This is a genomic window from Neisseria sp. P0008.S002, from assembly GCF_051962805.1.
Taxonomy (GTDB): Bacteria; Pseudomonadota; Gammaproteobacteria; order Burkholderiales; family Neisseriaceae; genus Neisseria; species Neisseria perflava.
In genome coordinates, this window is record NZ_JBQCUY010000002.1 from 282387 (window position 1) to 295345 (window position 12959).

Consider the following 12959-nt stretch of genomic DNA (forward strand, 5'->3'; position numbering starts at 1 on the left):
TGTTTTTTCTTCAAATTAATGAAACTTTATCTTGTTTTATAGTCTTATTAATATATATATCTAATAAAGATTGTGCTACTATTATAAATACTTTATCTCAGGAGGATAGAAAACCATGAATCGCGTTGCTGAAGTTATCCGTGATGATATTAAAGTAATGACAGCCTATCAGGTTGCTGATTTGCCGGAAGGTTTTATTAAGTTGGACGCTATGGAGTGTCCGCATCATCCTTTCGCCGGATATGAATCTTTGTTGTCAGAATGGGCGGACTTGGCAAAGCAGGCACCGATTCATTTGTATCCCCATACTGCCAAGAGCGGGATTTATGAAGAATTGAGGGAAATTTTCGGTATTCCCGATAAAGCGGAAATCGCATTGGGCAACGGCTCAGACGAGCTTATCCAGTTTTTGACTATGCTGGTTGCCAAACCAAATGCGCGTGTATTGGGTATTGAGCCAAGTTTCGTTATGTATCGTCATAATGCCGCGCTTTATGGTATGGAATATGTCGGTATTCCCTTAAATCCGGATTTTTCTTTAAATCTTCCTGCCGTTTTGTCTGCGATTGAGCAACATCAGCCGTCATTAATTTTTATTGCCTATCCCAATAATCCTACCGGCGTGTGCTTTAAACGAGAAGAAGTAGAGGCGGTCATTCGTGCGGCAACCGGCATTGTGGTTGTCGATGAGGCATATGGCGCGTTTCATCATGACAGTTTCCTTCCGTGGGCGGGCGAAGTCGAAAACCTGGTCGTAATGCGCACCATCAGTAAAATCGGCTTTGCAGGCTTGCGGATGGGATATGCGGCGGCAAGTCCAAGCATTATGGGTGAACTGGCCAAAATCCTTCCGCCTTACAATATGAATCAATTAAGCTTGGCGGCGGCAAAATTCTCATTGAAACATCATCAAATCATTCAGCAAAACATTGATATATTAAAAAACGAGCGTTCGCGCGTGATGAATGAATTGTTGAAATTAAACCGTTTGGAAGTTTTTCCGAGCGAAGCCAACTTTATTACCGTTCGCGTTCCTGATGCGGACGGGCTGTTTGAAACATTGAAGCAATACCGCATACTGATTAAAAAACTGCATGGCAGCCATCCGCTTTTGGATCAGTGTGTCCGCATAACCATAGGCTCGGCAGCGCAAAATGATGCTGTCTTGGCCGTTATTAGAAACCTTTACCCCAATCTTTGATTCCAAGGAAACTACCATTATGAACAAAGCTCAACTGCATTTGACCAATTTTCTGTTACTGGTTGAAGAAGCCGGTTCATTGACCAAGCTTGCACGCGCGTGCGGTTATGAAAACTCCGCCTCTTTGTCTCAGCTCAAACGCCGTTTGGAACAACAAGCAGGCGATGAGTCTGCACGCGGCATTCGTCCGAGCCTGGCTGCGAAGTTGGAATCCGGCATGCACAAACGCAAAGGCTGGCTGAACCGTGATCACAGCAAAGACCAAGAAAAAGCAGCAGCGGTTGAAGTGGCGCGTTTGGAAAAACAAACTGTCGAAGCAGTCGAAGCTGGTGTTTCAACCGAAGACCGTTTTGTTACCGTTACCCGCAATACCTGCGAAACCCAAATCACCGTCAGCCTCAACCTTGACGGTACCGGTAAATACCGCTTGGATACCGGCGTTCCTTTCCTTGAACACATGCTTGCCCAAGTGGCGCGCCATGGTTTGATTGACTTGGATATTACCTGTAAAGGCGATTTGCACATTGACGACCATCACACGGTTGAAGACATCGGTATCGTGGTGGGTCAGGCCTTGAAACAGGCGCTTGGCAATAAAGCCGGCATTACCCGTTACGGTCATGCCTATGTTCCGCTGGATGAAGCGTTGAGCCGCGTGGTCATCGATCTTTCCGGCCGTCCTGGTTTGGTGTATAACATCGACTTTACCCGCGCCCTGATTGGCCGTTTTGATGTTGATTTGTTTGAAGAATTTTTCCACGGCCTTGTGAATCACAGTATGATGACCTTGCACATCGATAATTTGAGCGGCCGTAATGCACATCATCAAGCCGAGACCGTTTTTAAAGCCTTCGGCCGCGCCTTGCGCATGGCGGTCGAATACGATCCGCGCATGATGGGTCAAACACCTTCTACCAAAGGCACGCTGAGTGAAGAATCTGTTCAAGAAGAAGCGGAAGCCGCGTCTGAAGAATAAGGCATCGTGTGAATGAATAAAGGCCGTCTGAAACCGATTGGGATTTCAGACGGCCTTTTATTATTTGTCTTGTATAGTGGCAATATTTTGTTTTAAACCATCTTTTGCTACAATCATTCTTATTATTATATTAATCATTAAATGTTTTCAGACGGCCTGAGGAGAAACAATGAAAGTAGCGATTGTCGATTATGGAATGGGAAACCTGCACTCAGTATTGAAATCTGTTCAGGCGGCGCAGGCCTTGTCCAATCAAAATGCTGAAATTTATCTGACTTCGCGGCCTGAAGAGGTGATGGCGGCGGATAAGGTTATCTTTCCGGGGCAGGGCGCCATGCCGGATTGTATGTCGGCGCTGAAGGCAAGCGGTTTGGGCGAGGCGGTTTCAGACGGCCTGAAAAACAAGCCGTTTTTTGGAATTTGCGTAGGTGCGCAATTATTGTTCGAACACAGCGAAGAAGGCGATACAGATGGTTTGGGTTGGTTTGAAGGACAAGTAAAACGGTTTTTGCCCAATCAAACCGATGCACAGGGAGGCCGTCTGAAAGTGCCGCATATGGGTTGGAATACAGTGCGCCAAACCCGTCCGCATCCTTTATTTCAAGACATTGGGCAGAACGAGTATTTCTATTTTGTCCATAGCTATTATTTTGCACCGAAAAATGAAGAGATTATTTTAGGTGTCAGTGAATATCCGAATGAATTTGCCTGCATTGTCGGTAAGGACAATGTATTTGCCACACAATTCCACACGGAAAAAAGCCATCAGGCAGGATTGCTGCTGCTGCGTAATTTTTTAAATTGGCAGATTTGAGGCTTTAACATAAATCTGCTAAAAATCGCTAATTTGTGTAAAATATACTGAAATTGAATAGAGGAGAAGAAAATGCTGTTGGTACCTGCCATTGATTTGAAAGAAGGACGCTGTGTTCGCTTAAAACAAGGTTTGATGGAGCAGGCGACGGTGTTTTCCGACTCGCCGGCAGAGATGGCGTTGCATTGGCGCAATCAAGGCGCACGCCGTTTGCATTTGGTTGATTTGAACGGCGCATTCGCAGGCGTTCCTCAAAATTTTCCGGCGATTAAAGAAATTTTGGCCGCCGTGGTTAAAGATATTCCGGTACAGCTTGGCGGCGGTATCCGTGATTTGGGCACCATCGAAAAGTATTTGGATTTGGGTCTGACCGATGTGATTATCGGTACGGCCGCGGTAAAAAATCCTGAATTTGTGCGCGAAGCATGTAAGGCCTTTCCGGGTCAGATTATCGTCGGCTTGGATGCCAAAGACGGTATGGTGGCGATAGACGGTTGGGCAACGGTAACGGAACACCATGTCGTCGATTTGGCCAAGCGTTTTGAAGACGATGGCGTCAACAGCATTATTTATACCGATATCGGTCGCGACGGTATGATGAGCGGCGTGAATATCGAAGCCACCGTCAAATTGGCTCAATCAGTGAATATCCCGATTATCGCTTCCGGCGGCTTGACGAATTTGGACGATATCCACGCATTGTGTGCCGTCGAAAAAGAGGGTGTGAGCGGTGCGATTACCGGCCGCGCAATTTATGAGGGAAGTATTGATTTCGCACAGGCACAAAAAATGGCCGATTCTTTGGCTTGACCTAAGTGCGTTTAATTATGCAGATTGGGGCTTTGCAAGGTGTAACAGCGCAGGAGTTGGCGTATAGCTGAAAATGCCTTCAAAAGCGGCATTTTGCAAAGTCCTTAGACTTAAAATCTGTCTGAAATAATTATAAAAAAACAACTCACTCAATATCTTATTTTATTAAGGGATTGGTATGCTTGAAGCGTTTGTTTTGGGTTTTTGGATTATCTGGTCATCCGACCGCGAAGTGTATCCGCTAAGCGAAAGTTTGTGGTTTACACTGATTGCAGTGATATTGCGGCAGCTGACGGCGTTTGATTTGCCGATTATCGATACCTATTGGATGATTTTCAACGGGATAATCTGGGCATTTGCCGGTTTAATTTTTTCCATTGTCGGCCGCATTGACAGCAATTTCATTATTTCCTGTGTTTTGGCGATGATAGCCGGCATTGGTTATTTTCAGCTGTTGCAACATTTGCCGGATTGGTTGAGCAAATTTTTGGCCTGACGGTTTCAGACGGCCTGATAACGGATAATAGGTATTGAGTATGGCATTGGCAAAACGAATTATTCCTTGTCTGGATGTAAAAGACGGTCGCGTGGTAAAAGGTGTCAACTTTTTGGGTCTGCGCGATGCAGGCAATCCGGTTGACGTTGCCAAACGCTACAACGATGAAGGCGCGGATGAGTTGACCTTTTTGGACATCACTGCCTCCAGCGACAATCGCGACACTATTTTGCACGTTATTGAGGCAGTCGCTTCACAAGTTTTTATTCCATTAACCGTCGGCGGCGGTGTCCGTACGGTTGCCGATATCCGTCGTCTGCTTAATGCCGGTGCCGATAAGACCAGCATCAATACGGCCGCTGTAACCAATCCTGATTTGGTAAACGAAGCGGCCGGTTTTTTTGGTTCGCAAGCGATTGTTGTTGCCGTGGATGCCAAAGCGGTTAACCCTGAAAACACCCGTTGGGAAATCTTTACCCACGGAGGACGTAATCCGACCGGTTTGGATGCGGTGGAATGGGCTGTCGAAATGCAGCGGCGCGGTGCAGGCGAGATTTTGCTGACCAGTATGGACCGAGACGGCACCAAGCAAGGTTTCAACCTGCCTTTGACACGCGCGGTCAGCGAAGCGGTCGATATTCCGGTCATTGCTTCTGGCGGCGTCGGTTCTGTTCAACACTTGGTGGACGGCATTAAGGACGGGAAGGCCGATGCGGTATTGGCCGCCAGTATTTTCCACTTTGGCGAAGCGAGCATCCGCGAAGCAAAACTGGCCATGCGTGAAGCAGGAATTGAAGTGCGTTTGTGATTACTATCCAAAGGCCGTCTGAAAATATGGGAAAAAAATGCGAATGTCGAACATAAACGAAACGCTGCTGAATGCCGTAAAATTTGATGAAAAAGGTTTGGTTTGCGCGATTGCCCAAGATTGGCAGACACACCGTGTGCTGATGGTTGCCTGGATGAACGCCGAAGCCCTGCAAAAAACCGTAGAAACCGGGTTTGCCCACTATTACAGCCGTTCCCGCCAAAAACAATGGATGAAGGGCGAAGAGTCAGGGCATACGCAAAAAGTACATGAATTGCGCCTGGATTGCGATGGCGACGCAGTGGTCATGTTGATTGAACAAAACGGCGGCATTGCCTGTCATACTGGGCGCGAAAGCTGTTTTTACAAAGTTTGGCAAGACGGCGCATGGCAGACAGTCGATGCCGTGTTGAAAGACGAAGAGGCGATTTACGGACATAAACATCCTTAAGGCCGTCTGAAAGAAAATAAGAGAAACTGACCATGACCGATACTATCCTTACCCAAATTCAAAACGTCATCGATTCGCGCAAAGGCGGCGATCCCGATGCTTCTTACGTTGCCCAGCTGCTGCACAAAGGCGAAGACAAGATTCTGAAAAAAGTCATCGAGGAAGCGGGTGAAACCTTGATGGCCTCTAAAGATGGCGGTGGCGAACATTTGGTTTACGAAGTGGCGGATTTGTGGTTTCATACCATGGTTTTATTGGCGCATCACGGATTGCGTGCCGAAGATGTAGTAAACGAGCTTGCGCGCCGTCAAGGTTTGTCGGGATTAGTGGAAAAAGCTTCTCGCAAAGAATCTTGAATTTATATTACAATCCCGTATTTGACCTGTTTCAGAATCCGTCTCTTAGGGCAAAAACGATTTCCCTTTTTGGGGTGAAACTCGTTATACCCGTTTTCAGACGGCCATTGGAGCCATTATGGATAATTGTATTTTCTGCAAAATCGCAACCAAAGATATTCCGGCACAAACTGTTTACGAAGACGATGAGATGCTTTGTTTCAAAGACATCCGTCCTGCTGCGCCGGTGCATCTGCTGCTGATTCCGAAAGTACACTTCGATTCACTGGCACACGCAACCGCCGAACATCAAACCCTGTTGGGGAAAATGATGTTGAAAGTCCCTCAAATCGCCCAAGAGGCAGGTTTGACCGACGGTTTCAAAACCCTGATCAACACAGGCAAAGGCGGTGGACAAGAAGTATTCCACCTGCATATACATATCATGGGTACGCCTGCATAACTATCATCTATTTTTAATAAATTCAAGGATTTATCATGGGTAGCTTCTCTCTCTGGCACTGGATTATCGTACTGATTATCGTCGTTTTGGTATTCGGTACCAAAAAATTGCGCAATGTCGGCAAAGACCTCGGCGGTGCAGTGCATGACTTCAAACAAGGCCTGAATGAAGGTACAGACGGCAAAGATGCCAAAAAAGACGAAGTCATCGAACACAAAAAAGACGAAGACAAAGCATAATCCATGTTTGATTTCGGTTTGGGCGAATTGCTGCTGGTCGGCGTTGTCGCCCTAATAGTGCTGGGTCCAGAACGTCTGCCGCAAGCCGCGCGCACGGCCGGGCGTTTGGTCGGCAAATTGCAAGGCTTCGTCAACAACGTCAAGCAGGAGCTCAATACTCAGGCTGAGTTGGACGAATTGCGCAAGGTGAAGCAGGAATTTGAAGCCGCCGCTTCGGAGTTTCGCGACGGTATCAAAGACTTAGGCGATGATGCACAAAAAAATCTGAATGATATTTCAGATGGCCTCAAGCCTTGGGAGCGCCTGCCCGAACAAAAAACGCCAGCTGATTTTGGCGTGGACGAGTTCGGTAATCCTCTGCCTGATTTGGCTTCAAGCAGCACTGAAAATGAAAGTGCGGCCCAAGTTCCTGAAGAGGGTGGAGCAGCGCAAACTCAAGAGCCTGTCGGAGCTGAAAATGCCGAGTCCGAGCAAGACCGCGCTTGGCGTGAGTATTTGACCGCATCGGTTTCCCCCGCACCGGCGGTTGAAGTCAGCTATGTCGAAGCTCCTGCTGCCGATGTTCCTCCGCTGCATACGACTTCTTTGCGTAAGCAGGCGATGAGCCGCAAACGCGATATGCGCCCGAAATTCCACGCCAAGCCCAAACTGCGCGTCCGTAAGTAAAAAGTGAGTCAACCGGTGTCCGAACCTCAACACGAACAACCCGTCCAACCGCTTATCGAGCATCTTCTCGAGCTGCGCCGCCGAATGATGTGGATCGTCATCGGTATCGTTGTCTGCTTTTTGGGCATGATGCCGTTTGCCCAGCAGCTCTATACTTTTGTTGCCGAACCATTGATGGCCAATCTGCCTAAAGATACCAGCATGATTGCGACCGATGTGATCGCGCCGTTTTTTGTGCCGGTAAAGGTTACCTTGATGGCGGCGTTTCTGCTGTCGTTGCCGCACACGCTGTATCAAGTCTGGGCGTTTGTCGCCCCGGCTTTATACCAAAACGAAAAGCGTTTGATTACGCCGCTGGTGTTGTCCAGCGTGACGCTCTTCTTTGTTGGTATGGCGTTTGCCTATTTTCTGGTATTTCCCGTTATTTTCAAATTCTTGGCCGGTGTAACCCCTGTCGGTGTCAATATGGCGACCGATATCGATAAATACCTGTCCTTTATTTTGGGCATGTTTGTTGCATTCGGTACGACGTTTGAAGTTCCCGTCGTTGTGGTGTTGCTTGCCAAAATGGGCATTGTTTCGACTGCACAGCTTAAGAATGCGCGTCCGTATGTGATTGTCGGTGCGTTTATCGTGGCCGCAATCATCACGCCGCCTGACGTAATTTCCCAAACCCTGCTTGCCGTTCCGCTGATTCTGCTCTACGAAGCTGGTATTTGGTTCAGCCGTTTTGCCAAAGCGAAAACGCAGCAGGAAGATGAGGATACACCGCAACCACCGGCAGAAGTTTAAGAATCAAGGCCGTCTGAAGAATTTTTCAGACGGCCTTTGTATCATGGCACTTTCAGTTTTTAAGAAAAAGCATGATGAATGTTCGGGGAATCGTAAAACATTACTGTCCAGATTCTTTTGATTCGGCTAAAATTTTTGACCGAGGATTTTGCCGAAATCGAAGCAGTAATGCGTAACAGTCCCTCATGCCTCAATGGGCTGGATTTTAATACCAAACTGCCGGAATTACGTTTGGGAAATGGGGTGATTTTTACCAAGGCATAAGCCGAAAATACTTGATTTTAGGTAATTGAAAAAATATTCGTTTCTATTTTATCGAGAAGAATGATGTCAGGCCGTCTGAAAATTAACTACGTTTCAGACGGCCTTTTTGTCACCCTTGTTTTTCGTTGTAATCCTTATTTATCAAGCATCTTACAAAAAGGGTTTTGAAAAAGAGAAGTTTATATTTTGACTAAATCCAGCCGTATGAATCCATAGTGAAATGTGTTATCTTATCTACGTGTGTTAAGAAACATTAATAAGTTTGTATTTTTCTTACAGAGAAAGGCTTCAAAATGGATGGATGGACTCAAACGCTGAGTGCCGGTACTTTGCTCGGTATCGCCGCGGCAGCGATTTTGCTGATCTTGATTTTGATTGTAAAACTGCGCGTTCATGCCTTGCTGACGTTGGTATTGGTCAGCTTGCTGACTGCCATCGTAACAGGTCTGCCTATGGGCAGCATTGTTAATGATGTATTGGTCAAAAACTTCGGCGGTACACTTGGCAGCGTGGCGTTGTTGGTTGGTTTGGGTGCAATGCTTGGCCGTTTGGTGGAAACTTCCGGCGGTGCTCAGTCTTTGGCAGATGCGCTGATTCGGATTTTTGGTGAGAATCGTGCGCCGTTTGCCTTAGGCGTGGCTTCTTTGATTTTCGGTTTTCCGATTTTCTTTGATGCCGGTTTGGTGGTGATGTTGCCGATTGTGTTTGCAACGGCACGCCGCATGAAGCAAACTGTTTTGCCCTATGCGTTGGCATCTATTGGCGCATTTTCCGTCATGCACGTCTTCCTGCCGCCACATCCCGGCCCGATTGCAGCTTCTGAATTTTATGGCGCAAATATTGGTCAACTGCTGATTTTGGGTTTGCCTGTTACCTTGATTACTTGGTATTTCAGCGGCTATTTATTGGGTAAGATTTTGGGCCGCAGCATTCATGTGCCCGTTCCTGATTTGCTCAGCGGCGGTACGCAAGATAACGACCAACCGAAAGCGCCTGCAAAGGCATCTACGGTCATTGGCATTATGCTAATTCCTATGTTGTTGATTTTCTTGAATACTGGTTTGTCTACTCTGATCAGCGAGAAAATGGTCAGTGCGGATGAAGGCTGGGTGCAGTTTGCACGAATGCTCGGTTCGACACCAATTGCTTTGCTGATTTCTGTTTTGGTAGCCCTGTATGTATTGGGCAGTAAACGTGGTGAAAAAGCCAGCGCTTTGGAGAAAACCATTGATGGCGCATTGGGCCCGGTTTGCTCGGTTATTTTGATTACCGGTGCAGGCGGTATGTTCGGCGGCGTATTGCGTGCTTCCGGTATCGGTAAGGCTTTGGCCGACAGCATGGCTGACTTGGGTATTCCTGTTTTACTGGGCTGTTTCTTGGTAGCTTTGGCTTTGCGTATTGCGCAAGGTTCTGCGACTGTTGCCCTGACTACCGCTGCCGCGTTGATGGCACCGGCCGTTGCGGCGGCAGGTTTCAGCGATTGGCAGATTACTTGCGTGGTATTGGCGACGGCGGCAGGTTCCGTTGGTTGCAGCCACTTTAACGACTCAGGCTTCTGGCTTGTCGGCCGTCTGTTGGATATGGATGTGCCGACGACCTTGAAGACATGGACGGTCAACCAAACACTTATCGCACTCATCGGTTTTGCTTTATCGTCAGTGTTGTTTATCTTGGTTTAATCGAAAATGGCCGGCGGATAGTGTTTTTGAGATAACACAATCCGCCTGTTTTCAAATACCGTTAAAATCTAGATAAACAAGGAGTAGAAAAATGACGACACATTTTGTCATGATGGGCGTGTGCGGTTGCGGTAAAACCACTGCCGCATTGTCTTTGCAAAAACATCTCAACCAATGCCCATATGCCGAAGGCGATGATTTCCATACTCAAGCCAACCGCGACAAAATGGGTGCCGGTATTCCGTTGACGGACGAAGACCGCTATCCTTGGCTGGGCAATTTGCGTGACTGGATGACAGAGCAGGCAAAAAACGGGGAAAAATATTCCATTGTTACTTGTTCCGCACTCAAGCATCACTATCGCGATATTCTGCGTGGTGCAGAAGGGAAGGTGGCTTTTATTCATCTGACTCCGCCTCAAGCAATCAATCTTGAACGTATGCTGTCGCGTCAGGGGCATTATATGAAAGCCGGAATGCTGGATTCGCAGCTGGAGATTTTGGAAGAGCTGGGTGCGGATGAGTACGGCGTTAAAATTGACAATCCGGGTTCGCCTGAAGCCGTTGAGGCAGATATTGTGAACTGGGTGAAAGCGCAAGGCTTGATTTAGTAATGATCAGAAATGGAAAGGCCGTCTGAAATATTTCAGACGGCCTTTTTTGATGGGATTTAGAATGTTTTTTGCGAGTCAAGCAATAAGGTAACCGGCCCGTCATTGCAAAGGGAAACCTGCATATGGGTTTGGAATCTGCCGGTTTCGACAGTCAATCCATGTTTGCGCAAAAGTTGCGCGGTATATTGATAAAGCTTATCCGCTTGTTCGGCAGGGGCAGCATTGGAGAAAGATGGGCGGCGGCCGCTGCGCGCATCAGCGTAAAGGGTAAACTGGGAAACCAGTAATATCGAGCCACCGACATCTTTGAGCGATAAATTTAATTTGCCGTTTTCGTCTTCAAAGATACGCAGGTTGGCGGTTTTATCCGCAATGTATTTGGCGTCTGTTTCTGTATCGGTGTGGGTAACGCCGAGCAATATCATAAATCCGTTGTCGATTTTGCCGCAGGTTTCGCAGGAGTTTTCGGACAAAACGTCAACTTTGGCTTGGGTAACTTTTTGGATAACAGCGCGCATGATGTTTTTGAATAAAAGAAGTTTGTAAAAAAGGGCGTAAAAGACACGCCCTTTGGGTTGGAGTATGGTTTCAGACGGCCTGAAACCATTGAATCAATTTACGGATTAATGCCGTTTTCTTTTAAGATACGTTCGATCTGATTCTCGACTTTTTGTCGTTTAACAGCTTGGGCAATCTGATTGCGTACCAGTTCGAAAGGTTCGGCATTGGGATCGTGTTCTACTGCACTGAGTTTAAACAGATAAAAACGGTTTTCCATTTGAATCGGCTCATGCGTTACATCGCCTCGGTTCATGTCGGCAAAAGCGGTAGCCAGTTGAGGAGAGAGCTGCTGCGGAGAGATGAAGCCGTCGAACTCTTGTTCGGGGTTTGGATAGCGTTTCATCAGCTCTTCAAATGACAAGCCTTTTAGCAGCAGCTCTCGCGCGGCGCGTACTTCGTCGGCTGAAGCAAAGCTGACTTGTTGCAGCTTGATAATGCGTGTTTGATGGTCGTAGAAACGGCGCAACTCAGCATCGTCAACCGCGGTTTGACGTTCTAGATAAGCAGCGTATTGGTTGGCATAAAACTCAGCTTCAACGTTTTTAAGCTGATTCTGCACTTCTGCATCTTTGTCCAAACCAGCCTGGATGGCTTCATTTTTCAAAATTTCCAAAGTCTGCAAACGTGTAACCACATCTTTGCGGATTGCCTGACCATCGGGTTTGGCAGTCTGGTTGGGATGTTGATCGGCTTGTCTCAATACTTCGGCAACCATGCTGTCGATACGGGCGGGATCGATTTCAGGTGCTTTGGCAGTTGCCAAGCCGATGGTTGATAGGGCGAGGATAGCCAAAACGGCAGTTTTGGGCTTGATGTTCATGTGAGTTCCTTATTGCCCGCCGTTATCACGGCGGGCACGTTATATTATTTGTTGACTTTGATGCTGGCTTTTTTCAGCAATGATTGAATGGCCGCATCAACACGGGCTGCCTGTAAGTCGCTGCCAATCTCGTTTTTAGAGGCTTCGTAAGAAGGTACGGTAACGTTACGGCGGTCATTGACGTAGAAAACGGCGTACAAATTACCGTTTTGCAGCGGCGTTTTAGTGTGCGCACCTTTTTTCAGGTCTTTGACAGCTGCGTAAAGCGGAGGCGCTGATTCTTGCAAATCTTTAAGCGGAACATAAGCTTTAGGGATACCGCCGGCTTTTTTGGCCGCTTCGTCAATTGAGTATTGGTTCAATACCGAAACAAAGCTTTTTTTCGCATCCAAATCGGCAATGGCTTTTTGGGCATTGCTGCTGCTGTCAGTCACGATTTCGCCCATTTGGACTTCCTGAGTACCTTTATAGAAGTTGCTGAAGTCGTTGTAAGCGGCTTTGACATCTTTTTCTTGAACAGGATATTGACGGACGATATGCGCCGCGAAAGCTTGGCCTAACAAATCATTTTCGAAAACTGCCCATTCGGTTTTGAATGTGGCTTTTTTATCTGCACCTTGCTTGGCGGCATCGGCACGCGCTTGCTCCAATGCAGTTTTGAATTCAGCGCTTTGATCCAGTTTTAATTTTTTAGCTTCTTGGGTAACAACAGTGCTGATAACTTGGCGTTCAGTCAGCATTTGACGCAATTCAGGAGTGTCTTGAACGTTCGGGTTGCTGGCGCGTACGGAAGCAACTTGGTCATCGATAACGCTGCTGTCGATGGCTTGACCGTTGACGGTCACCAAAGTTTGGGCAAACAGGGTGCCGGTAGTCAGGGCAAGCATCAAGGCTGAAGCAAAGTAGGTTTTTTTCATCGTATTTCTCTTTTAAATAATGATTGGAAATAAATTAATGATTAGAAATCAAAG

General features: G+C 47.2%; 17 protein-coding genes. 14 read left to right on the plus strand and 3 right to left on the minus strand.

The genetic code is table 11. From position 1 onward, the window contains the following. The first annotated feature begins 115 nt into the window (after nucleotides 1–115). The 14 genes from hisC to ACTHSA_RS03320 all read left to right on the plus strand — a co-directional run bounded on the left by hisC (nucleotide 116) and on the right by ACTHSA_RS03320 (nucleotide 10604). The gene (gene hisC / locus ACTHSA_RS03255; RefSeq protein WP_049336735.1) at nucleotides 116–1201 is read left to right on the plus strand and encodes a histidinol-phosphate transaminase; all 1086 of its coding nucleotides are present in this window, start codon (nucleotides 116–118) and stop codon (nucleotides 1199–1201) included. Nucleotides 1202–1220: 19 nt separating this feature from the next. Further along, a complete protein-coding gene (gene hisB, locus ACTHSA_RS03260; RefSeq protein WP_070587450.1) occupies nucleotides 1221–2177 on the plus strand; it encodes an imidazoleglycerol-phosphate dehydratase HisB in 957 nt (318 codons plus the stop codon). A gap of 169 nt (nucleotides 2178–2346) precedes the next feature. After that, entirely contained in the window at nucleotides 2347–2991 is a 645-nt protein-coding gene (gene hisH, locus ACTHSA_RS03265; protein ID WP_049336732.1) for an imidazole glycerol phosphate synthase subunit HisH, read from the plus strand. A 72-nt stretch (nucleotides 2992–3063) separates the two neighbouring features. Continuing rightward, nucleotides 3064–3801 (plus strand): 1-(5-phosphoribosyl)-5-[(5-phosphoribosylamino)methylideneamino]imidazole-4-carboxamide isomerase, encoded by a 738-nt coding sequence (gene hisA / locus ACTHSA_RS03270; RefSeq protein ID WP_049336731.1) that lies wholly within the window; start codon nucleotides 3064–3066, stop codon nucleotides 3799–3801. 178 nt (nucleotides 3802–3979) lie between these two features. Continuing rightward, nucleotides 3980–4297: a hypothetical protein gene (locus tag ACTHSA_RS03275; protein ID WP_004519651.1), complete on the plus strand. Its 318-nt coding sequence runs from the start codon at nucleotides 3980–3982 to the stop codon at nucleotides 4295–4297. Between the two features lie 40 nt (nucleotides 4298–4337). Further along, nucleotides 4338–5105: an imidazole glycerol phosphate synthase subunit HisF gene (gene hisF / locus ACTHSA_RS03280; protein ID WP_049336730.1), complete on the plus strand. Its 768-nt coding sequence runs from the start codon at nucleotides 4338–4340 to the stop codon at nucleotides 5103–5105. A gap of 43 nt (nucleotides 5106–5148) precedes the next feature. Continuing rightward, nucleotides 5149–5556, plus strand: a complete 408-nt coding sequence (gene hisI / locus ACTHSA_RS03285; RefSeq protein WP_004519653.1) for a phosphoribosyl-AMP cyclohydrolase — start codon at nucleotides 5149–5151, stop codon at nucleotides 5554–5556. Nucleotides 5557–5588: 32 nt separating this feature from the next. Further along, nucleotides 5589–5912 carry a phosphoribosyl-ATP diphosphatase gene (locus ACTHSA_RS03290; RefSeq protein WP_003679440.1) on the plus strand — a complete coding sequence of 108 codons (324 nt, stop codon included), beginning with the start codon at nucleotides 5589–5591 and terminating at the stop codon, nucleotides 5910–5912. Nucleotides 5913–6030: 118 nt separating this feature from the next. Further along, nucleotides 6031–6354 carry a histidine triad nucleotide-binding protein gene (locus ACTHSA_RS03295; RefSeq protein WP_004519654.1) on the plus strand — a complete coding sequence of 108 codons (324 nt, stop codon included), beginning with the start codon at nucleotides 6031–6033 and terminating at the stop codon, nucleotides 6352–6354. A 35-nt stretch (nucleotides 6355–6389) separates the two neighbouring features. Then, nucleotides 6390–6593, plus strand: coding sequence for a Sec-independent protein translocase subunit TatA (gene tatA / locus ACTHSA_RS03300; protein ID WP_003679438.1), 204 nt, complete (start codon nucleotides 6390–6392; stop codon nucleotides 6591–6593). Between the two features lie 3 nt (nucleotides 6594–6596). Beyond that, nucleotides 6597–7259 carry a Sec-independent protein translocase protein TatB gene (tatB, locus tag ACTHSA_RS03305; RefSeq protein WP_004519655.1) on the plus strand — a complete coding sequence of 221 codons (663 nt, stop codon included), beginning with the start codon at nucleotides 6597–6599 and terminating at the stop codon, nucleotides 7257–7259. A 15-nt stretch (nucleotides 7260–7274) separates the two neighbouring features. Next, nucleotides 7275–8051 carry a twin-arginine translocase subunit TatC gene (gene tatC, locus ACTHSA_RS03310; RefSeq protein ID WP_039862097.1) on the plus strand — a complete coding sequence of 259 codons (777 nt, stop codon included), beginning with the start codon at nucleotides 7275–7277 and terminating at the stop codon, nucleotides 8049–8051. Between the two features lie 557 nt (nucleotides 8052–8608). Then, the gene (locus ACTHSA_RS03315) at nucleotides 8609–9994 is read left to right on the plus strand and encodes a GntP family permease (protein ID WP_004519658.1); all 1386 of its coding nucleotides are present in this window, start codon (nucleotides 8609–8611) and stop codon (nucleotides 9992–9994) included. Between the two features lie 91 nt (nucleotides 9995–10085). Further along, entirely contained in the window at nucleotides 10086–10604 is a 519-nt protein-coding gene (locus ACTHSA_RS03320) for a gluconokinase, GntK/IdnK-type (protein WP_049336727.1), read from the plus strand. A 59-nt stretch (nucleotides 10605–10663) separates the two neighbouring features. On the opposite strand, the gene dtd is transcribed toward ACTHSA_RS03320, so the two are convergent. The 3 genes from dtd to ACTHSA_RS03335 form a co-directional block, all read right to left on the minus strand. Then, nucleotides 10664–11125: a D-aminoacyl-tRNA deacylase gene (gene dtd / locus ACTHSA_RS03325; protein WP_049336726.1), complete on the minus strand. Its 462-nt coding sequence runs from the start codon at nucleotides 11123–11125 to the stop codon at nucleotides 10664–10666. A gap of 98 nt (nucleotides 11126–11223) precedes the next feature. Next, on the minus strand, nucleotides 11224–11988 hold the full coding sequence (locus tag ACTHSA_RS03330; protein WP_049336724.1) for a peptidylprolyl isomerase: 765 nt from the start codon (nucleotides 11986–11988) through the stop codon (nucleotides 11224–11226). 44 nt (nucleotides 11989–12032) lie between these two features. Then, complete coding sequence (locus ACTHSA_RS03335; RefSeq protein WP_049336722.1) at nucleotides 12033–12905, minus strand: peptidylprolyl isomerase; 873 nt, start codon at nucleotides 12903–12905, stop codon at nucleotides 12033–12035. Between the last annotated feature and the right edge of the window lie 54 nt (nucleotides 12906–12959).